Source organism: Micromonospora sp. KLBMP9576, from assembly GCF_050941805.1.
In the GTDB taxonomy this organism is placed as follows: Bacteria; Actinomycetota; Actinomycetes; order Mycobacteriales; family Micromonosporaceae; genus Micromonospora.
In genome coordinates this window covers 6,325,957-6,352,938 of record NZ_CP194567.1, presented here as the reverse complement: position 1 = coordinate 6,352,938, position 26,982 = coordinate 6,325,957, and the positions used below count along the sequence as shown (strand labels likewise).

Here is a 26,982-nt window from a genome sequence, read left to right as displayed (position 1 = left end):
GGCGGCATGCTGCTCTCCAAGGACGCCATCGCCGACATCGTGGAGATCCTCAAGACCAACGACTTCTACCGGCCGGTGCACGCCACGATCTTCGACACGATCCTGGAGATCTACGGGCGGGGCGAGCCGGCCGACTCCATCACCGTGGCGGCGGCGCTGGCCGACTCCGGCGATCTCGTCCGGATCGGCGGCGCCCCCTACCTGCACACGTTGATCGCCAGCGTGCCGACCGCCGCGAACGCGGCCTACTACGCCCGCATCGTCAGCGAGCGTGCCGTCCTGCGGCGACTGGTCGAGGCCGGCACCAAGATCGTGCAACTGGGTTACGGCACCGGCCAGGGCGGCAGCCGCGACGTGGACGACATCGTCGACCTCGCCCAGCAGGCGGTCTACGACATCACGGAACGCCGGGTCAGCGAGGACTTCGCCGTACTCGCCGACATGCTCCAGCCGACGCTGGACGAGATCGAGGCGGTGGGCGCGCAGGGCGGCATGATGACCGGCGTCCCCACCGGCTTCACCGACCTGGACCGCCTGCTCAACGGCCTGCACGCGGGGCAGCTCATCATCGTCGCGGGACGGCCCGGGTTGGGCAAGGCGCTCGCGCTGGACACCCCGCTTCCCACCCCGACCGGCTGGACCACGATGGGGGACGTGCAGGTCGGCGACCAGTTGCTGGGCGCTGACGGCCTGCCGACAACGGTCACGGCCGCGTTCGAGGTGCGGCATGACCGGCCATGCTACGAGGTCGAGTTCTCCGACGGCTCGGTGATCGTCGCTGACGCCGAACACCTCTGGAAGACCACCACACGGGCAGGCCGCCGCGCCGCCGCCCGCCGGCTCACCCACCGCAGTCCGGAGGCCATCGAGCGCCTGCGCCGGGCAGCTTCGGGGGCGGCGTCCAGCGACGACGCCACGATCGCGGAGCTGGCCGCCGTGCTCGGCCCGGAGTTCGCACCCACCACCCGACGGGTGGCGCACGACATCGCCGACGAGTCGCCCGTCGGCGTACGCAGGCGGCCACGTGTGCGTACGGCCAGGGCCCGTCCGGCGCGTCGCCTCCACCGCCGCTCGCCGGACCGCGTCGAGCGGGAGTCGGACAGCTTGGCGACGGCGGAGTCGCAGGATGTGGTGACGACGGCTCAGATTCGAGCGACCCTGCGCACGGACACGGCCGACCGGCGACTCAATCACGCTGTCGACAACGCCGCCGCCCTCCGCCTCCCGGAACGTGATCTCCCGCTTCCGCCCTACACGCTCGGCGTCTCGCTCGGTGACGGCCGCCCGACGGAAGGAAGGGTCTCCAGCGTCGGCCAGTCGTGCAGGCACATCCCCACCGCCTACCTGCGGGCCTCGGAGGCGCAGCGGCGAGCGCTGCTGGCCGGGCTGCTCGACACCGACGGCACCGTGACCGGTAGCGGGAACATCCGGTTCACCACAGCGTCTCCCCGCCTCGCCGAAGACGTGCACGAACTGGTCAGCAGCCTCGGGTACCCCTGCTCGGTCAGTCGAGAGGCCGTCGAGGGACGTACCGCGGAAAGCTCGACCGTCTTCAACTTGACCTTCACCACCAGGGACGAGGTGTTCCGCCTGCCGCGCAAGCAGGAGGCGCACCGACTGCGGCGTGGTAGCGAACGCGGTTCCCGGCCGGACCACCGTTTCATCGTCGACGTCCGACCGGTGCCGAGCGTGCCGGTCCGGTGCGTGACAGTGGACAATTCCGAGCACCTCTACCTCGCGGGTCGGGCGATGATCCCGACACACAACAGCACCGCGAGTATGGACTTCGCCCGAAACGCGGCTATCAGGGCAAATCAGGCGGCGGCGATCTTCTCGCTGGAAATGAGCAAGGTCGAGATCGTCATGCGGCTGCTGTCGGCCGAGGCGCGGGTGCCGCTGCACGTCCTGCGCAGCGGCCAGCTCTCCGACGACGACTGGACCAAGCTCGCCCGCTGCATGGGCGAGATCAGCGAGGCGCCGCTCTTCGTCGACGACACGCCGAGCATGAACCTGATGGAGATCCGGGCCAAGGCGCGCCGGCTCAAGCAGCGGCACAACCTCAAGCTGATCGTCGTCGACTACCTCCAACTGATGACCTCCCCGAAGCGCACCGAGAGCCGGCAGCAGGAGGTCGCGGACCTGTCCCGTGGCCTGAAGCTGCTCGCCAAGGAGGTCGAGTGCCCGGTCATCGCGGTGAGCCAGCTGAACCGTGGCCCGGAGCAGCGCACCGACAAGCGACCGCAGCTGTCCGACCTGCGAGAATCGGGCTGCCTGACGGCGGAGACCCGGTTGATCCGAGCCGACAACAACTCCGAGGTCACCCTCGGTGAGTTGCTCGCCAGCGAAGCCAAGGACATCCCGGTCTGGGCGCTGGACGAGAGCCTCCGCTACACCCCGCGAACGATGACGCACGTCTTCCCGAGTGGCAATCGGGAAGTGTTCCGTATGACACTCGCGTCGGGTAAGCAGATCGACGCCACGTCGAACCATCCCTTCCTTACTTTCGCCGGCTGGATGCCGCTCGGGGATCTGATGCCTGGGACACGTCTCGCCACACCCCGGCATGTACCACCCCCACTTGCGATACGACCATGGGCGGAGGCGGAGGTCGTCCTGCTGGCGCACCTGCTGGGGGACGGCTCGTTCGTACGTCACCAGCCGCTTCGGTATGCGAGCCGCGACGAGGAGAACCTGCAGGCCGTGTCGGATGCCGCCAAGCACTTCGGCGTCACCGCCATCCGTGACGAGGACGAAACGGCCAGAGCCACGACCCTGCGACTGCCCGCTCCCTACCCCCTCGCTCCCGGTCGGCGTGACCCGATCGCCGAGTGGTTGGACGGTCTGGGGCTGTCTGGTCTGCGGTCGCCCGAGAGGTTCGTCCCGTCATCGGTCTTCGGGCTGCCGAAGGAGCAGGTCACTCTCTTCCTCCGGCACCTGTGGGCCACGGACGGCTCGGTGAGTGTGGACGAGTCCGGTCGCGGCGGTCGCGTCTGCCTCGCGTCGACAAGCCGCCGGATGCTCGAGGACGTATCCCGTCTGCTGCTGAGGTACGGCGTCACTGCCCGCCTCGCAGCGGTGCCTGTCGAACGTCACCAACCCCCCCGGTACACCCTCGACGTCTCCGGGCGGGATGACCAGTTGCGGTTCCTCCGGGAGATCGGCGTGCACGGGGACGGGGCACGTAACTGCGCCGATCTGCTCGCATCCCTCGCGGCGATGCAGAGCAACAACACAAACGTCGACACGGTGCCGCGCGAGGTGTGGAGCCGGGTCCGGGAGATCCTGGCCGAGAACGGCACGACCGATCGCGACTTCGCGACGGCGATCGACTCCCCGTTCTGCGGCAGCGACCTGTGGAAGCAGGCACCCAGCAGATCCAGGCTAGCGAAGATCGCTTCGGTTCTCGACGCTGCCGATCTGGACCTGCACGCCACCAATGACATCTTCTGGGACGAGATCGTGTCAATCGAGTCACTTGGCGAGCAAGACGTCTTCGACGCCACCGTCCTCGGTACTCACAACTTCATCGCCAACGGCATCGCCACCCACAACTCGATCGAGCAGGATGCCGACGTCGTCATCCTGCTGCACCGCGACGACTACTACGACAAGGAGTCGCCGCGGGCCGGCGAGGCCGATTTCATCATCGCCAAGCACAGAAACGGCCCGACCGACACGGTGACGGTGGCGGCGCAGCTCCACCTGTCGCGCTTCGTGGACATGGCCATCGTCTGAGGACGACCGCCCGGGCCGGCCCGACAACAGGCGTTCTCGCCCGCCCGATTCGGACGTGGTGGGTCGGCGGCACCCGGGCGGTCGCTTCGAGCAGGTATCCCGGGCTCGCCCCGCGCTGCCGCTCGGCCGGCGAAGACACGCGGGCGGGCACCGTCCTGGTTTCCGGTACGAAAACGGCCCCTCCAGGGGCCATTTATTACCAAGATCTCCGGCCATCCCACAGCTCGGCAGCTACTTCTCGAAAAGTGGGCGAACGTCGGGCGGGACCGGCAGCGTCCGGGGAACGGTCAACGCGACGGGACGGTCAACGCGACGGGGACGGTCAGCGCGACGGGGACGGTCAGCGCGACGGGGACGGTCAGCGCGACGGGACGGAACCCCGACTTCGCCGGAACGTCAGCGGCCACGGGTGACCGGGCCGGCCGGTGCGCCGGCCCGGTCGACGGGGGTGACTCAGCCGAACATCTCGTCCAGGAAACCCTTGTGCTTCTTGCGCTTGTAGTGGCCGTGGTAGCCGTGGTGCTGCTGGCCGTGCCCGTACGCGGGTGCCGGCGGGTAGCCGTGCGCCGGCGGGGGCGGCGGGACCGCGCCGTAGCCCGGCTGGTGCGGGGCGGGCGGGGGCGGCGGGGGCGCGTAACCGCCCTGCTGGTGGCTCGGCTGGCCGGGGTAGCCGCCCTGCTGGTGGGCGGGTTGCGCCGGCGGCGCTCCACCCTGCTGGCGGCTCCAGTTGGCCTCGGCCTCGAAGAGCTTCTCCAGCTCGCCGCGGTCGAGGAAGATTCCCCGGCACTCACCGCACTGGTCGATGACGACGCCGCTGCGCTCGTACTGGCGCATTTCTCCGTGACACTTGGGACAGGTCATGCTCATTGTCCGACCGTACCCGGTCAGGTCACGCGGTAGCTGTCAGCGCCTCGGCGACTTCGGAATCGGCGACCTCGTGGAAGTCCTCGTAGTAGGCGCCAACCGCCATGAACTCCGGCGGACGTTGGGCGCAGATGACCTGGTCGGCCTCGGCGGCCAGCAGTTCGTACGCCTCCTGCGAACCGACCGGGACGGCGAGCACGACCCGGACGGCGCCGAGGTGACGGGCGACCTGTACGGCGGCGCGGGCGGTGGCCCCGGTGGCCAGGCCGTCGTCGACGATCACGGCGGTGCGGCCGGTCAGGTCGAGCGGCGGCCGGCCCGCGCGGTAGAGCCGCTCCCGGCGTTCCAACTCGGCCTGCTCGCGGTGGGCGACCTCGGCGATGTCGTCGGCGCCGAGGCGGCTGACCACGGCCTCGTTGAGCACCCGCACGCCGCCGGGGCCGAGCGCGCCGAAGGCCACCTCCGGCGCCCACGGGATGCCGAGCTTGCGGACCACCAGCACGTCCAGCGGTGTGCCGAGGCGCTCGGCGACCACCCGGGCCACCGGCACGCCGCCGCGCACCAGCCCGAGCACGATGACGTCCGGTTGCCCGATGAGCGCGGTGAGCCGGTCGGCGAGCGCCCGGCCCGCCTCCTCGCGGTCGCGGTAGGTGGTCATGTCTCAGGTCTACGCCGTGTCGCCGGAATCCGCCCCGGAGTTCGCGGAAACCGGGGACCGTAGGGCGGGCGCCCAGACCAGCAGGGCGATCGGGTAGAGCACGTAACCGAAGCGGGTCGTGGGCATCAGCAGGATCGCGGCGAGCAGCCCGTACCCGCAGAACAGGGCGGCGGCGACGGCGGTGCGGGGCGGGCGGCGGGCGAGCCGGACGGCGATCGACAGTCCGGCGGCGAGCAGCAGGGCGGTGGCGACGGCGCGGCCGGCGGGCAGGGCGGTGGCGATCAGGTGACCGGGGAACGGTGACTGCGCGGGGCTGGTCACCAGGCCGTGCCCGAGTGGGAAACGGAGCACGTTCTCGACCAGCGCTTCGCGGTCGACGAGCAGGCTCGGCAGCAGTGCGACGGCGGGCAGGCCGAGCGCGCCCGCGGCGACCCGCAGACCCGCCCGCCGGGTCAGACCCCAGACGATCAACACGAGGGCGACCGGCCAGGCGAGGAGCTTCAGCGCACCGGCGAGGCCGACCGCGAGGCCGGCCCGGCCCGGCCGGCCGGCGGCGGCGAAGGCGAGGGCGAGCAGGCAGAGCGCGAGTACGGGCAGGTCGTCGCCGCCGGTGGCCAGGGTGAGCGCGCAGACCGGCAGGACGGTGGCGGCCTGTACGCCCCGCAGCACGGCGGCCCCGGTGCGGTCGCCCGCCCGCCGGTGCCCGCCGGTGGTGAGGACGCGGACGGCCAGGGCGAGGGCCAGCGCGGTGCCGCCGGCGAACCAGACGCGGGCGTCCGTCGGCCAGGCGTCGACGGCGGCCCGGGGCAGACCGAACAACGCCATGCCCGGCTGGTACGGGGTGTAGCCGAGAAGCTGCTCGCCGGGTGGCAGGGCGGCGATCGCGTCGGGCCCGAGGTAGGGGGTGCCGGTGTCGACGAGCCGCCGGCCGGACTCCTCGACGACCAGCACCTCCTCCTGTGCCCGGTCGGTGCGTCCGCCGGCCCGCTGGACGCTCTGCCAGGCCAGCGGCAGCAGGGTCGTGGTCGACCAGGCGTATCCGGTGACCGCCCAGCGGGCTCGCAGCCCGACCAGCGGGGAACCGGGTCGGCGCCGGCGCAGCAGGAGCTGACCGGTCGCCGCGACGGCGGCGAGGAGGTAACCGACGGCGGCGACGCCGCCCCAGGCCCGGTGCGGGACCAGGGTGGACGCGGCGGCGGTGACCGCGGCGAACGTCGCCGCCGCGACGTGCAGGCCGGCGTCGAGGGCGAGGCCGCCGGCGGCGGCGTCGAGCGACTGCCAGCCGCGGCGACGGGTGCCGGTGTCGGGGGACCGCCAGCCGCGGCGGCGAGCGGTCGGGGCGGCGGTCACACGGGCCAGTCTGGCACCCGGCGTGGCGGCTCGGCTCAGGCGGGCAGGTGCCGATCGGTACGGCCGCGCCCGCCCTGCCGGCGGCCGGCACCGAGGCGGATCACGGCCCCCGCGTCGTGCAGCGGGGACGCGAGCGTGCCGGGGCTGCCCCCGGAACCGCGCCGGAACGCCGCGAGGAGGGTGCCGGCGGGCATCGGCCGGGCGAAGAGGTGTCCCTGGCCAGCCGTGCAGCCCAACTGCCAGAGGGCCCGGCGCTGCGGCTCGCTCTCCACGCCCTCGGCCACCACGTCGAGCCCGAGGCTGCGACCGAGGTCGAGGGTGGAGCGGATGACGGCGGCGGCCTCGGCGGAACTCTCCATGGCGGTCACGAAGCTGCGGTCGATCTTCAGCTCGTGCACGGGGATGCGGGAGAGCAGGGACAGGCTGGAGTAGCCGGTGCCGAAGTCGTCGAGCGCCAGCCGTACGCCCTCGTCGCGCAGCCGGCTGAGCACCTGGTCGACCACGTCGAGCTGGCTGAGCGTGAGCGTCTCGGTCAGCTCCAGCACCAGCCGGTCGGGGGGCAGGTCGTGGGCGCGCAGGCGGGCCAGCACCGAGCCCGGGAAGCGGGCGTCGAGCAGGCTGCGTGGCGACACGTTGACCGCGACCGGCACGTCGAAGCCGGCGTCGCGCCAGTTGCCCGCCGCGATGAGGGCCTGGTCGAGGATCGCCTCGGCGAAGGCCGGCAGCACCCCCGAGCGTTCCACCGCCTCCACGAAGCGAAGTGGGTCGATGATCCCGTGGGTCGGGTGGTGCCAGCGGGCCAGGGCCTCCGCGCCGGTGACGCGGCCGGTGCCCAGGTCGACGATGGGCTGGAAGTTGACGGTGAACTCGTGGTCGGCGACGGCGCGCGGCAGCTCGCCGCCGAGGGTGAGCCGGCCGAGGTCGGCGGTGTCCCGGGCCGGGACGTACGTGGAGATCCGTTGCCCGGCCCGCTTGGCCTGGTACATCGCCACGTCGGCGCGGCGCAGCAGTTCCGGCATGCCGCCGGTGGCGGGCGCGGCGGCGATCCCGCCGCTGGCCTCGACGCTGATCCGCATGCCGTCGAGGTGGTAGGGCTCGTGCAGGGTGGCGAGCAGGGTCTCCGCGCGGTGCGCGGCCACCGCCGGGGCCGGCAGACCCCGCAGGAGCACGGCGAACTCGTCGCCGCCGAGCCGGGCCACCAGGTCGCAGTCCTGGGCGGCGTCATCCAGCCGCTCGGCGACCTGCACCAGGACCTGGTCCCCGGCGGCGTGCCCCAGCGTGTCGTTGACCTCCTTGAAGTGGTTGAGGTCGATCAGCACCAGCGCGGTCACGCCGTCGGCGTGCCGGGTGTTGAGGTGTTCGGTGCCCTGGTCGAGCAGGTGCCGGCGGTTGGCCAGCCCGGTGAGTGCGTCGTGCGTGGCGGCGTACGCGTGCTCGTCGGCGACCCGGGCCAGCTCGGCGTACGCCTGCGCGTTGCGCACCGCCGTGCACAGCGCGGAGGCGAAGGTGCGCAGCGTGTACTGCTCCCGCTCGGAGAACTGCACGGGCCCGCGGAAACGCAGTCGCAGGGTGCCCACGTCGACCACGCGGTCGTGCCCCTCCAGCGTGGCGGGGATGAGGGTGCCGTCGACCGAGGTCGGTTCGCCGGCCGGCCCGTCGTACGTGATGGCGACCGCGCCGCCGCGGATGGTCCGGCCTCCGTCGCGCAGCTCGATCTCCACCTCGTCGGCGGAGAACAGCTCGGCGGCCTGGGTGACCGCGGTGGTGAGGACCGTGTCCAGGTCGACCACGTTGAGCGCGTCGGTGGTGCGGGCCAGCCGCTGCCACGCCTGTTGTTCGGTGCGGGCCTTGACCCGGTTGGAGTAGAGCAGGTGCAGGCTGAGGGCGAGGGGCGGCATCGCAAGCAGGAACCAGGGATCCGCACGCAGGATGAACAGGGTGGTGACGATGAAAACGAGGCGGGCCAGCGCGCTCGTCAGGCGCAGCCCGAGGTCCTCGCGGAAGAGCTGCCGGAGCCGGGTGCCGGTGGCGAGGGCGATGACCGGAAGGGTCAACAGTTCGTCGAGGACCACCGTGACGGCGTAGGCGATCCCGATCGGGCCGACGGCCTGCCAGAGGTCGTCGAACGGCGGCGACCCACCGGCTGCGTGCAGGGCGGCCCCGCCGCCCACCGCCAGCAGGATGGTCTTGGCCACGCCGAAGGCGGCCTTCAGCGGCGGGAGCTTGGCGAGGTACTGGGCTATCGCCGCCCCGATTCCGGTGGTCAGGATGACCAGTGGGGTCGGGGCGACCGCCAGGCTGAGGATGATCGCCGTCTCGCTCCAGGAGATCGCGTGGACCGTCGCGCGAATCCGGATTCGCCACTTGACCGTCATGGCGAGGAAGGTCAGGAAGATCAGCGTGAGTGAGAGTGTCGGATGGTGGCCGTCTGACCAGTCCAGCTGCGTGAGCTCGCGTACGCACAGGACGGCCGCGACGGCGGCCACAACGCAGACGAGGCCGACGTGCAGCGTTAGCCGCCGCTCGGCCTCAGTCTTGCCCACGTTCAGTCGTGTCACCGCATCCCGACTGCCCTCGCCTGCTAAGCACGCCGAGATTACCGGTGGTCACGCGTCAACCACAATGCTCAGTTCCACTCGTGTGCCGACATCGCTATCCCTCCCCGGTCTCGCGTTGGTCTTTGCGCCGCGGTGCGCCGCGACACCCACAGCATAAATGTGGTTCGACCAGTTATAGAGGGATATATGTGACTATGGGCAATGGATGAGAACAGCGCCCCGTGAGGTGACTTTCCGCTTCCGGCCGGGAACTCACTGCTGTGTTCCGTGGACTTACGGTCAACGCTAGATAATGAACCGGCGGAAGGCTGACAGCCAGGGCCGATGGGGCACCGACCGCGGGCGAAGAGACCTGATCGCGCGGCGCCGGCCGGCGGACGCCGTCGTGCCGTCTCCCCCGGGCCGGCTGGGATACACTCACCGGGCGAGGCGTCGATGGGGACGAGTACCGCCGCACGCAGCCGTTAGCGACCCGGAGATGGTGGAAGCCCGGGGGTGTGCGGGGCGGGAAGATCACCCCGGAGCCGTCGGAAGAAAGGCCGCGAGGCCGAGTAGACCCGACCGCACAAGAAATGAGAGGGCCGCACGCGGCCAAGGAGGGTGGTACCGCGGGGCCGCGAGGTCTCGTCCCTCCGCCGGAGCTTGCCACACGCGTTCCGCCGGAGGAGATATGTACAGCAGCGTTCCAAGTCAGATCGACTTGTCCACCCTCGATCACGAAGTCCTGCGTTTCTGGCACGAGAACGACGTGTTCGCGCGAAGCCTCGAACAGTCGCGCGGCCGGCCGGAGTGGGTGTTCTACGAGGGGCCGCCGACGGCCAACGGAATGCCCGGCGCCCACCACATCGAGGCCCGGGTCTTCAAGGACGTCTTCCCCCGCTACCGGACGATGAAGGGCTTCCACGTCGACCGCAAGGCCGGGTGGGACTGCCACGGGCTGCCGGTCGAGCTGGCGGTCGAGCGGGAGCTGGGATTCTCCGGCAAACAGGACATCGAGAAGTACGGCATCGCCGAGTTCAACGCCCGGTGCCGCGAGTCCGTGACCCGGCACACCGACGCGTTCGCGGCGCTCACCGACCGGATGGGCTACTGGGTCGACCTGGACGACGCGTACCGGACGATGGACCCGTCCTACATCGAGTCGGTCTGGTGGTCGCTGAAGCAGATCTTCGACAAGGGCCTGCTGGTGGAGGACTTCCGGGTCGCGCCGTGGTGCCCGCGCGACGAGACCGGCCTGTCGGACCACGAACTGGCCCAGGGCTACGAGGTCGTGGTCGACCCGTCGGTCCACGTCCGCTTCCCGCTCACCTCCGGCCCGCTCGCCGACCGGGCCGCGCTGCTGGTCTGGACCACCACGCCGTGGACGCTGCCGTCGAACGTCGCCGTCGCCGTGAACCCGGACGTGCGGTACGTCGTCGCCACGAACGGTGACGAGCAACTGGTGGTCGCCGAGCCGCTGCTCGCGTCCGCGCTCGGCGACGGCTGGGACCTCACCGGGGAGTCGTTCCTGGGCGCCGAGATGGAACGCTGGAGCTACCGCCCGCCCTTCACCATGCTGGACGTGCCCGACGCGCACATCGTCGTGCTGGCGTCGTACGTGACGACGGACAGCGGCACCGGGCTGGTCCACCAGGCGCCGGCGTTCGGCGCGGACGACCTCGCCACCAGCCGCGCGTACGGGCTGCCGATGGTCAACCCGGTACGGCCGAACGGCCGCTTCGAGGCGGACCTGCCGCTGGTCGGCGGGCTGTTCTTCAAGGACGCCGACCGCCCCCTGGTCGAGGACCTGGCGGCCCGGGGCCTGCTGTTCCGCGAGGCTCCGTACGAGCACAGCTACCCGCACTGCTGGCGCTGCCACACCGCGCTGATCTACTACGCCCAGCCGTCCTGGTACATCCGGACCACCGCCGTGCGCGACTCGCTGCTGCGCGAGAACGAGCGGACCACCTGGCACCCGACGACCGTCAAGCACGGCCGGTACGGCGACTGGCTGGCCAACAACGTCGACTGGGCGCTGTCCCGGCGGCGGTACTGGGGCACCCCGCTGCCGATCTGGCGCTGCCCTGAGGGGCACCTGACGTGCGTCGGCTCGCTGGCCGAGCTGAGCGAGCTGACGGGCACCGACCAGGGCGGGCTCGACCCGCACCGGCCCTTCGTCGACGACGTGACCTTCGCCTGCCGGTGCGGCGCGACGGCCCGGCGGGTCGAGGACGTCATCGACGCCTGGTACGACTCGGGCTCCATGCCGTTCGCGCAGTTCGGCTACCCCTACCGGGGGGTCGAGGAGTTCGCCGAGCACTACCCGGCCCAGTTCATCTCGGAGGCCATCGACCAGACGCGCGGCTGGTTCTACACCCTCATGGCGATCGGCACGCTGGTGTTCGACCGCTCGCCGTACGAGACGGTGGTCTGCCTGGGGCACATCCTGGCCGAGGACGGGCGGAAGATGTCCAAGCACCTCGGCAACACCCTGGAGCCGATCCCGCTGCTCGACCGGCACGGCGCTGACGCCGTCCGCTGGTTCATGGCGGCGGTCGGGTCGCCGTGGTCGGCCCGTCGGGTCGGGCACGCCGCGCTCCAGGAGGTGGTCCGCAAGGTCCTGCTCACCTACTGGAACACCGTCGCCTTCCAGGCGCTCTACGGCCGTACCGCCGGCTGGTCGCCGTCGGCCGCCGACCCGGCCCCCGCCGACCGGACGGTCATGGACCGCTGGTTGCTCTCCGAGCTGAACACCCTGGTGCGGCAGGTCGACGCCGCGCTGGCCGACTTCGACACCCACCAGGCGGGCCGGCTGCTGTCGGCGTTCATCGACGACCTGTCCAACTGGTACGTGCGGCGCGGCCGGCGGCGGTTCTGGCGCGGCGACCGGGCGGCCCTCGCCACCCTGCACGAGACGCTGTCCACCCTCACGCTGCTGCTGGCGCCGCTCACCCCGTTCATCACCGAGCGGGTCTGGCAGGACCTCGTCGTCCCGGTCACCCCCGACGCCGCGCCGTCGGTGCACCTCGCCGCGTACCCGGTGGCGGATCCCGCGCTGGTCGACCCGGCGCTCTCGGCGCAGATGGCCCTCGCCCGGCGGCTGGTCGAACTGGGCCGCGCCGCGCGGGCCGACTCGGGCATGAAGATCCGCCAGCCGCTGGCCCGGGCCCTCGCCTCGGGCCCCGGCTTCGCGGAGCTGCCGCCGAACCTGCTGGCGGAGATCGCCGCCGAGCTGAACGTCGGGTCGGTCGTCGCGATCGACGCCGCCGGTGACTCGCTGGTGGACACCACCGCGAAGGCCAACTTCCGCACCCTCGGCCGGCGGTTCGGCAAGGCGGTGCAGCAGGTGGCCGCCGCGATCGCCGGGGCCGACGCGGCGGCGCTGCGGGACGCCTTCCGGGAGACCGGCACGGCCACGGTCGTCGTCGACGGCGAGCCGGTGACGCTCGGCCCGGACGAGGTCGTGGTCACCGAGACGCCCCGGGCGGGCTGGGCGGTGGCGAGTGAGGCCGGCTCGACCCTGGCGCTGGACCTGGACCTCACCCCGGAGCTGCGCCGCTCCGGGGTGGCCCGCGACGCGATCCGGCTGATCCAGGAGGCACGCAAGAACAGCGGCCTGGAGGTCACCGACCGGATCCGGCTGCGCTACCGGACCGACCGGGAGCAGACCACGCTGGCGCTTGCCGAGCACCGGGACCTCGTCGCCGAGGAGGTGCTCGCCACCGACTGCGTCGAGGGCGAACCCGACTGGGCCGACGCGGCGGCGTTCACCGACGAGCCGCTGGGCCTGACCTTCTGGCTGCGCCGCGCCTGAGGCACCGCACCCTGGCCGCGAGAGCGGCCAGGGTGCCCCCCACTTCCGAGGAGCGACACCGACGTGACCGATCCCGTGCAGCTCACCCACGTCGATCCGGCGGGCGCGGCCCGCATGGTCGACGTCTCCGCCAAGGCGGTCACCGGCCGGCTGGCCGTCGCCGCCGGCCGGCTCCGCACCACCCCCGAGGTCATCGAGTTGCTGCGCCGCGACGGGCTGCCCAAGGGCGACGCGCTGGCGGTCGGCCGCCTCGCCGGCATCATGGGCGCGAAACGCACCCCCGACCTGATCCCGCTCTGCCACCCCATCGCCCTGCACGGCGTCACGGTCGACCTGACGCTCACCGACGACACCGTCGAGATCACCGCCACGGCGCGGACGGCGGACCGCACCGGCGTGGAGATGGAGGCGCTGACGGCGGTGGCCGTCGCCGGGCTGGCGCTGGTCGACATGGTCAAGGCCGTCGACCCCGCGGCCGGCGTCGACGCGGTCCGGGTGCTGCGCAAGGAGGGCGGCAAGACCGGCTCGTGGGTCCGCCCGCAGGACCGGCCGTGATCCGGGCGCGGGTGGTCGTGGCGTCCAATCGGGCCGCCGCCGGCGTGTACGCCGACACCAGCGGCCCCCTGCTCGTGGCCGGGCTGCGCGACCTGGGCTGCGACGTGGACGGGCCGGTGGTGGTGCCCGACGGCGAGCCGGTGGGCGAGGCGCTGCGGGCGGCGCTGGCCGACGGGATCGACGTCGTGCTCACCAGCGGCGGTACGGGGATCAACCCCGCCGACCGCACCCCCGAGGTGACCCGGGCGCTGCTCGACCACGAGATTCCCGGCATCGCCGAGGCGATCCGGGCGCACAGCCGCGACCGGGTGCCCGCCGCCGCGCTCTCCCGGGGGCTCGCCGGCGTCGCCGGCCGGATGCTGGTGGTCAACCTGCCCGGATCGACCGGCGGGGCCCGGGACGGCCTCGCCGTGCTCGGGCCGATTCTCGCCCATGCCGTCGACCAGCTACGTGGCGGCGACCACTGAACCCTGCCCGGCCTCCCACGCACCCCGGCCGTGACCCGGGTCCGCTTCTGCCACCGCCGCGACCCGGCCGGGGTGCCGCAACCGCTAGGCTCGGCCGGTGAGCACGGAAACCGCACCGGCCGCCGACCCCGTCGCCGCGCCCCCGCCGGCCGGCTGGGCGGAGGCCCGCTCCCGGGTGTACGCGGTCGGCCTCGCCGCCGCGCTCCCCGCCGTCAACCGGCCGCTCGCCGAGACCGACGGGCACACCCTCGCCGGGCCGCTGACCACCCGCACGGACCTGCCGGCCTTCCCCACCTCCAGCGTCGACGGCTGGGCCGTGCGGGGCGCCGGGCCGTGGCGGCCGGTGGGTCGGGTGCTGGCGGGCGGCACCCCGGCCCCGCTGACCGAGGACGGGACGACAGTCGAGATCGCCACCGGCGCGATGGTGCCGGAGGGCGTCACGGCCATCCTGCGGGTGGAGGAGTCCCGGCGTACGCCGGAGGGGCTCGTCGACGGCACGCCGCGTCCCAGCCCGGAGTGGCGCGAGCCGGGCGAGGAGGCGCACGCCGGGGAGGAACTTGTCAGCGCCGGCACGCCTGTCGACCCGGCGCTGATCGGCCTGGCCGCCGCCTGCGGGCACGACAGCCTGCTGGTGCGCCGGCAGCCCCGCGCCGCCCTGCTGGTCTTCGGCGACGAGTTGTTGACCGCCGGACCGCCCGTCGGCGGGCGGGTACGCGACGCGCTCGGCCCGGCGGTGCCGGCCTGGCTGCGCCGCTACGGCTGCCTGGTCCGCCCCGTCGACGTGGTGGGGCCGGTGGCCGACACGCTCCCGGCGCACGTGGCGGCGCTGCGCGCCGCGTTGGGCACCGCCGACCTCGTCTGCACCACCGGCGGCACGATGCACGGCCCCGTCGACCACCTGCATCCCGCGCTGGCGGCACTCGGCGCCGACCACGTCGTCAACACGGTGGCGGTGCGGCCCGGGTTCCCGATGCTGCTGTCCCGGCTGGTCGACGCCGACGGCCGGGTCCGCTTCGTCGCCGGGCTCCCCGGCAACCCGCAGTCCGCCATCGTCGCCCTCGTCTCGCTGGTCGCCCCGCTGCTGGCCGGTCTGGCGGGCCGCCCGATGCCGGTGCTGCCGCACGCCACGCTCGCCGAGCCGGTGCGCGGCCGGGGAACGTACACCCACCTGGCGCTGGTCCGGCTGGACCGGGCCGCCGGCACCGCGTACCCCGTCCGGCACGTCGGCTCGGCGATGCTGCGCGGGCTGGCCGGCGCCGACGGGTTCGCCGTGATCCGGCCCGGCACCTCCGGCGAGCCGGGCGACCGGGTGCCGGTCGTGCCGCTGCCGCTGCTGCCGGGGGAGCGCGCGTGGTGACCGCGCCGCCCACGACCTTCGGCGAGGTCACCGACCGGCCGCTGGACCTCGCCACGCACGAGGCGGCGGTCGCCGACCCCCGGGCCGGTGCGGTGGTGTCGTTCCAGGGGGTGGTCCGCGACCACGACCACGGCCGCGTGGTGTGCAGCCTGGAATACGAGGGCCACCCCAGCGCCGGACGGGTCCTGGGTGAGGTCGCGGCCGAGATCGCCGCCGACCCGGACGTGTACGCGGTGGCGGTGTCGCACCGGATCGGCCCGCTCGCCGTCGGCGACGTGGCCCTGGTGGCGGCCGTCAGCACGGCCCACCGGGCCGCCGCGTTCGCGGCCTGCGCCCGGCTGGTCGACGAGGCCAAGGCGCGGCTGCCGATCTGGAAACGGCAGGTCTTCGCCGACGGCACCGAGGAGTGGGTGAACTGCCCCTGAGGGGCGGCGGCCCGTCCCGTCAGCGGCGGACGCCCGGGGCGGCCTGGCGGCCGAACCGGTCGACGTAGAAGGCCGGTTCGGCGCCGGGGCGCCACGGCAGCGCGGCGACCAGCAGGATCAGCGCCAACGCCAGCGAGTTCTCCATCAGGGCGCCGAAGAGGCCGTCCTGGTAGTGCGACACCTCGGGGAGTTGGTGCTCGTACGGCCAGATGGGCGAGATCAGGAAGAGCAGGTAGAGCCCGATCGCGGCGGCGCCGTGCCGGAGCCCGGTCAGCGTCGGGTACCAGATCGGCGGGCGCAGCCCGGTCACTCCCGGCGGCCCCCCGTACGTGCCCTGACCGGCCCGCTGCGTCAGGGCACGGCTGGCGTCCCGGCGGCGTACGGCGGCGTCGGCGAGCACGATGATCGCCGGGATCACCCAGACCATGTGGTGCGTCCAGGAGATCGGGCTGATCACGTTGGCGGTGAGGCCGACCAGGGTGAAGGCGGTCAGCTCGTCGCCGTCGGCGCGGGCGTTGACGGCGCGGGAGAGGCCGAGGGCCAGCATCAGCACCGAGAACGACAGCCAGAGCAGACCCGGCGTGTCGATCGAGTCGTACAGCCGGGCCAGCAACCCGGCCAGCGACTGGTTGGGTGTCATGTCGGCGGCCCCGACCCGTTCGGTCTGCCACAGCACCCCGCCGAAGTAGGCGCGGAACTCGGTGCCGACGACCGCGAAGGAACCGGCGGTCACGGCGACCGCCGTGCCGATCGCGGTGGCCGCCGCACGCCACTGCCGGGTGATCATCAGGTAGGCGATGAACAGCGCCGGGGTGAGCTTGACCGCGGTGGCGAGGCCGATGCCCACGCCGGCCCAGGCGCCGCTGTAGACGAAGCGCAGCAGCGGACCGTCGGTCGGGGCGACGTGGGTGCCCCGCCGGGATCGCCAGCGCAGGCCGATCAGGTCGGCCATGATCAGTGCGAACAGGAGCAGGTTCACCTGGCCGTAGCCGAGGGTCTCCCGGGCCGGCTCGAGGGCGACCGCCAGCGGCGTCGCGATGCCCACGGTGAACCAGAGCGGCCAGCCGAGCCGCTCGACGATCGGGCGGAGGAGCCCGGCCAGCACGACGGCCAGGGCGGCGATGCTGGCGAGCACGTTGACCATCCCGGCCAGGTCGACCGGCAGGTGCGCCATCGGCAGCATCACCAGACCACCGAACGGAGGGTACGTGAAACCCAGGGTGGTGCCGGGTGCGATGAACTCGTAGAGCTCGTGACCGCTCGCCCACCACACCACCGCGCCGTGGTAGATCTTCATGTCGAAGAAGTTGTACGGCCGCCCGAAGGCACCGATGGCGAGCCATGCGGCATAGGCGACGGCGGCCACGATGCCCGCCCGTACGACTGTCCTACGATCGATCCCACGCGTTACGCGACGGACTGGGGCGAGGCGGTCCGCCCGTCTCCCGACGGTCGCCGGCATGGCGTGGCCACCCCCATACCAAGGTCGTCCTACCCGTCCAGGTCCTGCACGGAGCCTAGAACGGCGCCTCACGTTAATGCCTCCCGCGTTATGCGACCGTGTCCGATCCCACACATGTTCTTGACATTTCCACCGCGTTAACGCCAGTCGGGGGGTTCGAGTGATTCGCGGAGTTGGCCCGTGAGGGGCCGGTCAAGTGGAGGCGTCGACGCAGGTCAGCCGGGCAGTCGCCGGGCCGTCGCTGCCGATCGTACGGCGATTCGGGCCTCTCTGCGGGCGGTACGGACGGCTCGCTGCACCAAACGTCGGGAATGGCCGATCCGGTGCCCCGCGCGCCACCGCAGCCCCGGCTGGCCCCCGGTGTCCGCGGCGGCGATCAGCAGCCCGCCGAGGAGGCCGAGGTTCTTCAGGAAGTGGGTCTGGTTGTTGCGTCGCGCCGTCGGGTCGTCGTCGTTCCAGAAGGGATGACCGGCGAGGGTCATCGGGACCAGGGTCCCGGCGAGGACGAGCGCCGCGGGCCGGGCGCACTTGCCGGTCGCGAGCATCAGCCCGGCGCCGACCTGCACGGCCGCGTTGGCCCGGATCAGGGTCGCGGTGTCGGTGGGGATTCGGGGGTCGGCCCTCTCCAGCAGCGGGGTGAGCCGGTCAGTCACGGGCTTCGCGGTCGATACCAACCGCTCCGGGTCCTGGAGGTTGCGGATCCCGGCGACCACGAAGATGCCGCTCAACATGGCGCGGGCCAGGGAACGTACGGGTTTCATGGATCAGTCATACCCCGTCACCGGCCCGGCTACCCCCGCAACCGCCGATCCGGATCGGCCGACGTGACATCGCGCCACGCCGATTCGACCGACCGTCGCCGGTGGACCGCCCGTGACGGGTAACGTGCCCGGCGTGACGACGCTGCGGCTGCGACCCGAGGATCCGGCCGACGCCGGGATGGTCCGTCGGGTGCTTGCCGCCGCCTTCGCCCGCCCCGACGTGGCCTCGCCGCCCGAGGTGAGGCTGGTCGAGGAGTTGCGCGGCACCGACGCCTGGCTGCCGGAGCTGGCGATGGTCGCCGAGTACGGGGGCGAGGTCGTCGGCTACGCCCTGCTCACCCGGGTCCGGGTCAGGTCCGACGCACACACCGCACCGGCGCTGGTGCTCGGCCCGGTGGCGGTCGCGCCGCACCGGCGGCGGATCGGGCTCGGCACGTCGGTGGTGCAGGCGGCCCTCGACGCGGCCACCGAGCTGGGCGAGCGGCTCGTGGTGGTGCTCGGGGCCCCGGCCTACTACCACCGGTTCGGCTTCGGCCGGGCCGACCGGATGGGGCTCACCAGCCCCTGGTCGGGCCTCGGCGAGCCGTGGCAGGCGCTGGTGCTGCCACCGGCCACCAGCGGCGAGGGGGCTCCGCCGCGGGGCGAGGTGCTCTTCCCCCCGCCGTGGTCCAAGGTCTGACGACCGGGCACCCCGGCTCGGCCTCGTGCCCCGCTCACCCCGGGTCGACCTTGAGGGCCGGCCGGGCCCGGCGGCGTGGACATGTCCCGTGCGTCCTATGGAGCTGATGGAGGCGTTCGAAGGGACGGTTCGTGCCGGCGGGCAGCGTGAGTCGTTTACGACATCAGGACGGTCGCCGACCCGTGCGCACCCGACGACCACGTGGCGTCCCGGCGGTGGCTGCCGTACCGGGACCAGGGCCGGGACCGCCCGAACGGCGCAGGCATCGGCCGGGGTCAGGCCGGTTGGGTACGCAGGTAGCGGCCGAAGTGCGGGACGGTGAAGGCGACCGTGCCGCGTTCCCCGGAGTAGATCAGGCCCTTCTTGATCAGCGCGTCCCGGGCCGGGGAGAGGCTGGCCGGCTTGCGTGCCAGGGCGCGGGCGATCTCCGCCGTCGGCACGGCGGCGTCCATGTCGTCCCGACCGCCGCCGTCGATTTCGCCCTCCACCAGCGACAACGTGGCCATGGCTCGCATGTATTCGCGTTCGGCCGGGGTGGCCCGTTCGAAGCGGGAGCCGAAGAAGCCGACCGCCAGCTCGGCCTCGGCCTCGGGCGCGGCGACCCGTACGTCGGCGGCGGTGATCGGCGAGCGGGGCGCGTGGTCCCAGGTCGCCTTCCCGTACGCCTGGACGAAGTAGGGGTAGCCGCCGGACTTCTCGTAGAGCAGGTCCAGCGCCTTCGGCTCGTACTCCACCTCCTCGCGCCCGGCCGGCGCGCAGAGCGCCTGGTCGGCGGCGATCCGGTCGAGCCGGTCGATGCGCTGGTAGCGGAAGAGCCGTTCGGAGTACGACTTGGCCGCGCTGAGCACGGCCGGCAGGTGCGGCAGCCCGGCACCGACCACGATCAGCGGCGCGCCGAGCTGGGACAGCTCGTGACAGGCGGCGCAGAGGGCGGAGACGTCCTCCGCGCCGACGTCCTGCATCTCGTCGATGAAGATCGCGATGCCGGTGCCGACGTCGGCGGCCACCGCCGCGGCGTCGGTGAGCAGCTCGACCAGGTCGATCTCGATGTCGCCGGAGTCGGCGCGACCCGTGGCGGCGGGCACGTCGATGCTGGGCTGCCACCGGTCGCGCAGCTTCGGGGCGGCGTTCCCGCGGCCGGCCGGCGCGGTCCGCTGGGCGAACGCCTTGAGTACGCCGAGGAAGGCGTCGATCCGGTCGGGGGCGCGGTGTCGGGGCGCGAGTTCCCGGACGGCCATGTGCAGCGCGGCGCCGATCGGGCGGCGCAGTGACTGCTCCGGCCGGGCCTCGATCTTGCCGCTGCCCCAGAGGTGGTTGATCGCCTGGGAGCGGAGGGTGTTGAGCAGCACCGTCTTACCGACGCCCCGCAGCCCGGTGAGCATCAGGCTGCGCTCTGGCCGGCCCCGGGCGATGCGTTCCAGCACGACGTCGAAGACGTCCAGCTCACGCCCCCGCCCGGCGAGCTCGGGGGGGCGCTGGCCGGCGCCCGGGGCGTACGGGTTGCGGACCGGATCCACGCATCGCACAGTATCGGCCCGTCTAGCTGCGGGACTAGACATCCGTAGATGGGGCAACCGGCGTGTCGGGGCGCGGGACCGCGTCGAGACAAAACTAGGGCCGTCTAGCGTGGATGCTAGACGGCCCTAGTTTCGGCAATCGGCTTCGGCGATCAGCGCTTCTTCAGGCAGAGCACGTAGTCGAGGATGTCCAGCGAGTTGTTGTGCACGTAGTTCGCGTTGGCCTCCGGGGCCCGCGTCTTGCACCGGTCGCCGTCCGTCGTGCCCGGAATCCGCAACAGCACCTCGTACGTGTTCGGGCCGCACGGCACCTTACGCAGCTCGGCATCGGCGGCCGTGCCGTCGTTGACGACGCAGTCGCCCTTGGCGAACTCCTTCCTGGCGGGCGTCGGCTTGGCGGGCGTCGGCTTGGCGGACGTCGGCGCCGCGCTGGGCTCGTCCGTCGGCGCGCTCGTGGGCCGGCCCGTCGGGGCGGCGGAGGCGCTCAGCGACGGGGCCGGGGCCGGCTCGTCCTCGCCGGCCTGCCAGAACGCCCAACCGGCGAGGCCGAGGCACGGGCAGAGCAGGAGCACCGCCACCAGGCCGATGATCAGCGCGATCTTCCCGCCGCTCTTCTTCTTCGGCGGCGCGACCGGCGGCATCGCGTACCCGGGCGGTGGGTTGCCCCACTGGTCGCCCTGCGCCGGACCGGCCGGCGGGTAGGACCCGGCCTGCGGGCTGCCCCACTGGTCGCCGGGTGCCGGACCGGCCGGCGGATACGGACCGGCCTGCGGGTAGCCCCCCTGGTCGGAGGGCGGCTGGACCCCCGGCGGCGGGTACCCGCCCCCGGACGCCGGCGGGTAGCCACCCCCGTACGCCGGCGGCGGGTACTCGGCCCCGGAGGCCGGCGGCGGGTAGCCACTTCCGTACGCCGGCGGCGGGTATCCGGCCCCGGAGGTCGGCGGCGGGTAGCCACCTCCGGACGCCGGCGGCTGCGGGGACTGGCTCCACATCGGGTCCGGCTGGCCCCACTGCGGGGTGCCCGGCTGCTCGCCCCCGGGCTGTTGCTGGCCCCACTGCGGGGCGGCCGGCGGCTGCCCCCACTCCGGCAGGGCCGGATCGATGGGTGCCGGCCCGCCGGGGGTGCCGGGCGGGCGCTGGTAGGGGTCGTCCGGCTGCCCGGGTGATCCGTAGGTCGTCATCTCTTCCTCAGGGGTGCGGTGGCTCAGCGCTGCTTCAGGCAGAGCACGAAGTCGAGGGTGTCCAACTCGCTGTCGAAGAAATACCAGTTGGTGTAGCCGTCCACCTTGGCGCACTTGGTCGCGGCGTCCTTCTCGCCACTGGTGGGCCCGTCCACCCGCCGCAGCACCTCGTACGTCTGCGGCGCGCAGGCGCTGATCAGCAGCTTGGGTTTGCCACCGGCCGGCCCGTCGTTGCGCACGCACTGGCCGGCCTTGACGAACCGGGGGTCCGTGGAGGCCTCGGGGACGGGGGAGGCCGTCGCGCTTGCCGTTGCGTCCGGTGCCCCGGTCGCCGCGGCGGGTGCGGGCTCGCTGGGCGTGCCGGTCGGCGTCGGCTCGCCCTGACCGCGCCGGTGCAACACGACGGCCCCGCCGGCCAGGGCCAGCAACGCCAGCGTGGCCAGCACCGCGACGACCGGCACCAGCCGCCCACCCCGGCGCCGCGGCTGCGGCTCGTGCTCCGGCGGGCGCGGGCCGGACCAACCTTCCCCGCCGTCCCACCCCGGCGGCTCGGCCGACGGACCGTACGGCTCGTCGGGGCGCCGACCCTGCCACGGGTCCGGGTCCCCGTGACCCGGTGCTCCGTAGTTCCCCATGCACGCCTCCCGCGCGAGTGGTGAGAGGCCGGCCACCAACAAGGGATGCCGACGCCCAGGCCACCGTAGCGTGTCCGGCAACGGGCCTTCCCGCGTCGAACGCGCCACCGCACCGGGCCGCCCCGCCCCGGCGCCGTCCACGAGGGGCGGCGACGGGCCTCGGGCCACCTAGATGAGGCGGAGCTGGCGGTCCTTGGGGCGGCGGGGTTCGGCATCGCCGAAGCGTTCGAACAGGCCCGGGTCGATGACGTCGAGGAACGGCGACGGGGCGCACTCGCGTTCCGTGCCGTGCCGGCTGCGGCGGGCGGCGTGGGTCACGTACAGCCGGTCCTGGGCCCGGGTCAGCCCGACGAAGAAGAGCCGCCGTTCCTCGGCGATCGCATCGGAGTCGGGGGTGCTGCCGGGCCAGCGCAGCGGGAGCAGCCCGTCCTCGGCACCGACGAGGAAGACCACGGGGAACTCCAGCCCCTTGGCGGCGTGCAGGGTGAGCAGGGTGACGGCCTCGGCACGGGGGTCGAGCGCGTCCACCTCCGCCCCGGTGGCGAGCTGGGACAGCAACAGCGGCAGGTCGTCGCCGCAGCGGCGGGCCAGCGGGGTGAGCAGGTCCACGGCGGAGCGGACGTCCTCCGGGCGGATCGTGCCGGCACCGTCCAACGTCGGCACGGCGAAGCGCTCCGCCAGCACCTGCCCGGCCAACCGGACCCGCGCGACCAGCGAACCGTCGAGCCCGTCGGCGTGGCGCAGTTCCCGGGCGATGGCGGACACCCCGGGCCGGTCCCGCAGCCGGTCGTGCGAGCGCTTCTGCACGGGGATGTTCGCCCGGGCCAGCGCGTCCACGATCGGTGCGGCCTGCGCGTCGGTGCGGTAGAGCACCGCGATGTCGGAGAAGGAGAGCGCGGTCGACCGGCCGTCGATCCGCCCCGAGTCCAGCGACCGGTGGGAGAGCCCGCCGACCAGTTCGTCGACGGTGCGTACGACGAAGTCGGCCTCGTCGGAGACGGAGGCCGCCGGGTAGCGGCCGACCAGCGGGGCCTCCGGGTCGAGCCGGGCCGGGTCGAGGCGGCGGCCCCGCACCAGCGACGACGGCGCGATGGCCTGCACGGCGGCGGCCAGGATGGGCGCCGACGAGCGGTAGTTGCGGTTGAGCCGGACCAGCCGGGCGTCGACGAAGTCCTGGGAGAAGCGCAGGAAGTAGCCGACGTCGGCGCCCCGGAAAGAGTAGATGGCCTGGTCCGGGTCGCCGATCGCGCAGAGGTTGCCGTCGGCGGGGCTGAGCAGCCGCAGCAGTTCGTACTGCACCTCGTCGACGTCCTGGTATTCGTCGACGAAGATCCAACTCCAGCGCTCCCGGTACCGCTGCACCAGCTTCCGGTCGGCCCTCAGCAGCGTGACCGGCAGGGTCAGCAGCTCGTCCAGGTCGACCAGGTCCTGCTTGCGCAGCAGCGCCGCGTAGCCGGCCTCGTCGGTGCCGGCCTGGGCGCGGGCCGCCGCCCGCTGGGCGTCGTCGGCGATCCGGAAGTCCGCCGGCAGGCCGGCGGCGTCGGCGTTCTCCCGGAGGATGGTCAGCCCCAGCGAGTGGAAGGTGCCGACGGTGACGTCCTCGGCGACCGGCCCGAGCAGGCCGTCGAGGCGGTGCCGCAGTTCCTCGGCGGCCCGCCGGGTGAACGTGATCGCCAGGCACTGCTCGGGGAAGACGTTCAGCTCCGCGCAGAGGTAGGCGATGCGGTGGGTCAGCGTCCGGGTCTTGCCGGTGCCCGGCCCGGCGACGATGAGCAGCGGCCCGCCCGGCGCGGAGGCCGCCACCCGCTGCATGGCGTCCAGGCGGTCGAGCAGGCCGGTGCCGACCTCCTCCATGCCGGCGAGCATCGGCTCGAACGGCTCGTGCGGGGAGGGCGTCGGCGCGATCGGGGGCGCCGGCGCGGGCGGCGCGGCCCTGCGCTTCGGCTCGGCCCCGGCCACCGCTGCGCGCTTGGCCCGGGGCTTCGGCGCCGGCTCCGCGGGGCTGCGCTGCGCGGGCACGGGTACGTCGAAGAGGGTCTCCTGCGCCGTGCCGGTGCGCACGCCCAGCTCGGCCGGGTCGAAGAGGGTGATGACGCCGTACTCGCCGTCGTATCCGGGGACCCGCCGCACGTCGCCCCGGCGCAGCCGACCGATGCCCTCGGCGAGCAGTTCACCGCCGACCCGGCCGATCTCGTCGAGCGGGGTGGTGGTGAGGATCTCCAGCTCCGGGCCGAGTGCGGCGAGCAGCTCGTTGAGCTTCCCCTCGACCTTCTTGGACCGGGCGCCCACCTTGTTGAGCTCGCCGAGGACCTCGGCCAGCGGCACCAGGTGGGTGACGTCGGGGGCGTGCGGGGGCCGGTGCCCCGAGGGCCGGTCGGCCAGTTCCTCGATCCGGCTGAGTACGCCGACCGTCAGTGGCTTGCCGCACTCCGGGCAGCGACCGGCGGCGGCGCGGGTCTGCCCGGGCGACCAGTTGACCCCGCAGAGCCGGTGCCCGTCGGCGTGGTACTTCCCCTCCTCGGGGAAGAACTCGACGGTGCCGGCGAGCCCGTCGCCGGTACGCAGGGCGTCCCGGATGGCGAAGTAGTCGCGGGCGGTGGCGAAGACGGTGGCCTCCCGGGCCAGCGCCGGCGGCGAGTGCGCGTCGGAGTTCGACACCAGCCGGTAGCCGTCCAGGCTGCCGACCCGCCAGTTCATCTCCGGGTCGGAGGAGAGGCCGGTCTCCACGGCGAAGATGTGTTCGGCCAGGTCGGCGTAGCAGTCGGCGATCGCGTCGAAGCCCGACTTGGAGCCCAGCGCGGAGAACCACGGGGTCCAGATGTGCGCCGGCACGAGGTAGCCGTCGGCGCTGGCCTCCAGCGTGATCTCCAGCAGGTCCCGCGAGTCCAGGCCGAGGATCGGCCGGCCGTCGGAGCCGAGGTTGCCGATCCGGCCGAGGGCGGTGTTGAACCGGGCCACCGCGTCCAGGTCGGGCAGGTAGATCAGGTGGTGCACCTTGCGGGTGCGGTCGTCGCGCTTGTAGATCGTGGAGATCTCCACGCTGAGCATGAACCGGACCGGATCCGTCTCCGCCTCGCTCGCGAGCCGGGGCGGCAGCCGGCGGGCGATGTCCCGCTCCGCCTCCGGGCTGAGCCGGTGCAGGCCGGGCTCGGCCGGGTGCAGCGTGTCACGCAGGTGGTCGTACCAGGCGGGGTGGGTGAAGTCGCCGGTGCCCAGCACCCCGATGCCCTTGCGTCGGGCCCACCACCCCAGGTTGGGCAGGGTGAGGTCGCGGCTGCACGCGCGCGAGTACTTCGAGTGGATGTGCAGATCCGCGACGAACGGCGAAGGGCCGCCGGGGGGTGCGGGACTGAACGGAGGCACGCCGCATCCTGTCACGCCCGCGCCATTACCCACCCGCCGCCACGCACACCCGTGACCTGAGCATCGGGTGCTGGACAACGCCGCCGGCCCGCGCTATGGGTCAGCGGGCGCGCAGTTCCACCAGGGTGATCTGCGGTTCGGCGCCGACGCGCACCGGCGGCCCCCAGAACCCGGCACCGTTCGTGACGTAGACCTGGGTGCCGTCCACCTCGCCGAGGCCGGAGACCACCGGCTGCTGGAGCTTCACCAGCAGGTTGAACGGGACGATCTGGCCGCCGTGGGTGTGCCCGGAGAGCTGGAGGTCGACGCCGAACTTCGCCGCCTCGACCGCGGCGACCGGTTGGTGGGCGAGCAGTACGACGGGGCGGCTCGGGTCGCGGTCGCCGAGCGCCGCCGCGTAGTCCGCCGGGGCGGCCAGCCCGGTGCCGGCGGCGGTGACGTCGTTCACGCCGGCCAGGTCGAGCACGCCGCCGCGGGCCTGGATCTCCGTGCGCTGGTTCTGCATGACGCGCAGCCCGAGGCTGTCCAGTTCCTGGACCCACTCCTCGACGCCCGAGTAGTACTCGTGGTTGCCGGTGACGAAGTAGCTGCCGTGCCGCGAGCGCAGCCCACGCAGCGGCTCGGCGGCCTCGCCCAGCTCGGCGACCGAGCCGTCGACCAGGTCACCGACGACGGCGACGATGTCGGCGTCCAGGCGGTTGATCGCGGCGACGATGCGCTCGGTGTGCGCCCGCCCGCGCAACGGGCCGAGGTGGATGTCGGAGACCGTGGCGATGCGCAGGCCGTCCATGCTGCGGGGGAGCTTGGCCAGCGGGATCTGCACCCGGTCGAGTTGCGGCGGGCCGAGCGCGGTGCGGATGCCGTACCCGGTGAGGCCGGTGGCGGTGAGCCCGGCGAAGATCGCCGCCCCACGGGCGAGCAGCAGCCGGCGGGCCGGGTCGTGGTCGGGCTGCGCGACGGCGTCGGCGGCCGGTGGGTCGGCCGGGCCGGCCGCGCCCACCATGGCGGGCTCGGGCGCGGCGGCGGTGGGCTCGGCGGCGGCGACCCGGCGGCGCAGCACGAGCTTCGTGACCGCCATCGGCACTTCCAGCGCGACCAGCAGGACCAGCAGGTAGAACATGATGGCGAGCCAGAGATAGCCCGGCCACGCGAGCCAGTAGAGGCCCGCCTGCGTGCCGGCCATGGTCACCGGTACGAGCAGCGCGAGCACCAGGGCGGCGATCCCGCCGACGCGCCGCCAGCGCCCCGGGGCGGTGGTGTCCCGCACCAGGCGCTTCCACAGGTAGGCGTGGATCAGGCCGGTGATCAGCGCGATGGTGGCGACGAACGCCAGTGTCGCCAGCATGGTGTGTGCCTTTCCTCAGCCGCCCGCGAAGGGTGGCAGGACGTCGATCGTGGCCCCGGCCGGTAGCGGTGCCTGTCGATCATGACAGGTCACACCGTCGACCAGGAAGCTCGCCATCCCCAGCACGGCGGCGAGCCGCTCGCCGTGCCGGGCGGTCAGCTCCAGGACAAGTTCGTCCAGGGACCGTCCGGCGGATGCGTTCTCCTCGGCCCGGCCGGCGGCGGCCCGCGCCCCGGCGAAGTAGCGCACGGTCAGCGCGGCCGTCGGTGTGCTCACG

Annotated in this window: 19 protein-coding genes; 7 read left to right on the top strand and 12 right to left on the bottom strand. The window is 73.2% G+C overall.

Annotation, left to right across the window (positions count from 1 at the left end; translation table 11 throughout):
- The first annotated feature begins 6 nt into the window (after positions 1–6).
- A complete protein-coding gene (locus tag ACQ452_RS28320) occupies positions 7–3,735 on the top strand; it encodes a replicative DNA helicase (RefSeq protein WP_433394477.1) in 3,729 nt (1,242 codons plus the stop codon).
- Positions 3,736–4,188: 453 nt separating this feature from the next.
- Here the strand turns inward: ACQ452_RS28320 and ACQ452_RS28315 are convergent, their stop codons facing one another.
- From ACQ452_RS28315 to ACQ452_RS28300, 4 genes are read right to left on the bottom strand one after another with little or no spacing between them, the layout of a single operon-like run.
- Positions 4,189–4,602 carry a zf-TFIIB domain-containing protein gene (locus ACQ452_RS28315; RefSeq protein WP_433388852.1) on the bottom strand — a complete coding sequence of 138 codons (414 nt, stop codon included), beginning with the start codon at positions 4,600–4,602 and terminating at the stop codon, positions 4,189–4,191.
- Between the two features lie 22 nt (positions 4,603–4,624).
- Positions 4,625–5,257, bottom strand: coding sequence for a phosphoribosyltransferase (locus ACQ452_RS28310; RefSeq protein WP_433388851.1), 633 nt, complete (start codon positions 5,255–5,257; stop codon positions 4,625–4,627).
- Between the two features lie 9 nt (positions 5,258–5,266).
- The gene (locus ACQ452_RS28305) at positions 5,267–6,607 is read right to left on the bottom strand and encodes a glycosyltransferase family 87 protein (RefSeq protein WP_433388850.1); all 1,341 of its coding nucleotides are present in this window, start codon (positions 6,605–6,607) and stop codon (positions 5,267–5,269) included.
- Between the two features lie 35 nt (positions 6,608–6,642).
- Positions 6,643–9,150 (bottom strand): putative bifunctional diguanylate cyclase/phosphodiesterase, encoded by a 2,508-nt coding sequence (locus tag ACQ452_RS28300; protein ID WP_433388848.1) that lies wholly within the window; start codon positions 9,148–9,150, stop codon positions 6,643–6,645.
- Between the two features lie 685 nt (positions 9,151–9,835).
- On the opposite strand from ACQ452_RS28300, the gene ileS reads away from it, so the two are divergent.
- The 5 genes from ileS (at position 9,836) to ACQ452_RS28275 (ending at position 15,762) form a co-directional block, all read left to right on the top strand.
- On the top strand, positions 9,836–12,958 hold the full coding sequence (gene ileS, locus ACQ452_RS28295) for an isoleucine--tRNA ligase (RefSeq protein ID WP_433388846.1): 3,123 nt from the start codon (positions 9,836–9,838) through the stop codon (positions 12,956–12,958).
- 63 nt (positions 12,959–13,021) lie between these two features.
- On the top strand, positions 13,022–13,513 hold the full coding sequence (gene moaC / locus ACQ452_RS28290) for a cyclic pyranopterin monophosphate synthase MoaC (protein WP_433388844.1): 492 nt from the start codon (positions 13,022–13,024) through the stop codon (positions 13,511–13,513).
- A complete protein-coding gene (locus ACQ452_RS28285; RefSeq protein WP_433388842.1) occupies positions 13,510–13,980 on the top strand; it encodes a MogA/MoaB family molybdenum cofactor biosynthesis protein in 471 nt (156 codons plus the stop codon). The genes moaC and ACQ452_RS28285 overlap by 4 nt, the downstream gene beginning before the upstream one ends.
- Positions 13,981–14,077: 97 nt before the next feature.
- The gene (locus ACQ452_RS28280; protein WP_433388840.1) at positions 14,078–15,337 is read left to right on the top strand and encodes a molybdopterin molybdotransferase MoeA; all 1,260 of its coding nucleotides are present in this window, start codon (positions 14,078–14,080) and stop codon (positions 15,335–15,337) included.
- Complete coding sequence (locus ACQ452_RS28275; protein ID WP_433388838.1) at positions 15,334–15,762, top strand: molybdenum cofactor biosynthesis protein MoaE; 429 nt, start codon at positions 15,334–15,336, stop codon at positions 15,760–15,762. Before ACQ452_RS28280 ends, ACQ452_RS28275 begins: the two co-directional genes overlap by 4 nt.
- A 19-nt stretch (positions 15,763–15,781) precedes the next feature.
- On the opposite strand, the gene ACQ452_RS28270 is transcribed toward ACQ452_RS28275, so the two are convergent.
- Together ACQ452_RS28270 and ACQ452_RS28265 are read right to left on the bottom strand one after the other, a co-directional pair.
- Positions 15,782–17,224: a glycosyltransferase 87 family protein gene (locus ACQ452_RS28270; protein WP_433388836.1), complete on the bottom strand. Its 1,443-nt coding sequence runs from the start codon at positions 17,222–17,224 to the stop codon at positions 15,782–15,784.
- A 215-nt stretch (positions 17,225–17,439) separates the two neighbouring features.
- Entirely contained in the window at positions 17,440–17,985 is a 546-nt protein-coding gene (locus ACQ452_RS28265; protein WP_433388834.1) for a DoxX family protein, read from the bottom strand.
- A 124-nt stretch (positions 17,986–18,109) separates the two neighbouring features.
- Between ACQ452_RS28265 and ACQ452_RS28260 the strand changes: the two genes are divergently transcribed.
- On the top strand, positions 18,110–18,664 hold the full coding sequence (locus tag ACQ452_RS28260; RefSeq protein ID WP_433394475.1) for a GNAT family N-acetyltransferase: 555 nt from the start codon (positions 18,110–18,112) through the stop codon (positions 18,662–18,664).
- A gap of 275 nt (positions 18,665–18,939) precedes the next feature.
- Here the strand turns inward: ACQ452_RS28260 and ACQ452_RS28255 are convergent, their stop codons facing one another.
- From ACQ452_RS28255 to ACQ452_RS28230, 6 genes are all read right to left on the bottom strand, one after another.
- Positions 18,940–20,181 carry an ATP-binding protein gene (locus ACQ452_RS28255; RefSeq protein ID WP_433388833.1) on the bottom strand — a complete coding sequence of 414 codons (1,242 nt, stop codon included), beginning with the start codon at positions 20,179–20,181 and terminating at the stop codon, positions 18,940–18,942.
- A 152-nt stretch (positions 20,182–20,333) separates the two neighbouring features.
- Positions 20,334–20,774: an LppU/SCO3897 family protein gene (locus tag ACQ452_RS28250; RefSeq protein ID WP_433394473.1), complete on the bottom strand. Its 441-nt coding sequence runs from the start codon at positions 20,772–20,774 to the stop codon at positions 20,334–20,336.
- A gap of 611 nt (positions 20,775–21,385) precedes the next feature.
- Complete coding sequence (locus tag ACQ452_RS28245) at positions 21,386–21,997, bottom strand: LppU/SCO3897 family protein (protein WP_433388831.1); 612 nt, start codon at positions 21,995–21,997, stop codon at positions 21,386–21,388.
- Positions 21,998–22,165: 168 nt separating this feature from the next.
- Positions 22,166–25,360: a UvrD-helicase domain-containing protein gene (locus ACQ452_RS28240; RefSeq protein ID WP_433388829.1), complete on the bottom strand. Its 3,195-nt coding sequence runs from the start codon at positions 25,358–25,360 to the stop codon at positions 22,166–22,168.
- A gap of 100 nt (positions 25,361–25,460) precedes the next feature.
- A complete protein-coding gene (locus tag ACQ452_RS28235; protein ID WP_433388827.1) occupies positions 25,461–26,705 on the bottom strand; it encodes a metallophosphoesterase in 1,245 nt (414 codons plus the stop codon).
- Between the two features lie 15 nt (positions 26,706–26,720).
- Positions 26,721–26,981: a MoaD/ThiS family protein gene (locus tag ACQ452_RS28230; RefSeq protein WP_433388826.1), complete on the bottom strand. Its 261-nt coding sequence runs from the start codon at positions 26,979–26,981 to the stop codon at positions 26,721–26,723.
- Position 26,982: the final 1 nt, after the last annotated feature.

Coding starts and splice junctions, on each gene's coding strand:
- ACQ452_RS28320 (WP_433394477.1), top strand. CDS start 7: ATGCTGCTCTCCAAGGACGCCATCGCCGACATCGTGGAGATCCTCAAG.
- ACQ452_RS28315 (WP_433388852.1), bottom strand. CDS start 4,602: ATGAGCATGACCTGTCCCAAGTGTCACGGAGAAATGCGCCAGTACGAG.
- ACQ452_RS28310 (WP_433388851.1), bottom strand. CDS start 5,257: ATGACCACCTACCGCGACCGCGAGGAGGCGGGCCGGGCGCTCGCCGAC.
- ileS (WP_433388846.1), top strand. CDS start 9,836: ATGTACAGCAGCGTTCCAAGTCAGATCGACTTGTCCACCCTCGATCAC.
- ACQ452_RS28270 (WP_433388836.1), bottom strand. CDS start 17,224: ATGCCGGCGACCGTCGGGAGACGGGCGGACCGCCTCGCCCCAGTCCGT.
- ACQ452_RS28265 (WP_433388834.1), bottom strand. CDS start 17,985: ATGAAACCCGTACGTTCCCTGGCCCGCGCCATGTTGAGCGGCATCTTC.
- ACQ452_RS28245 (WP_433388831.1), bottom strand. CDS start 21,997: ATGGGGAACTACGGAGCACCGGGTCACGGGGACCCGGACCCGTGGCAG.
- ACQ452_RS28235 (WP_433388827.1), bottom strand. CDS start 26,705: ATGCTGGCGACACTGGCGTTCGTCGCCACCATCGCGCTGATCACCGGC.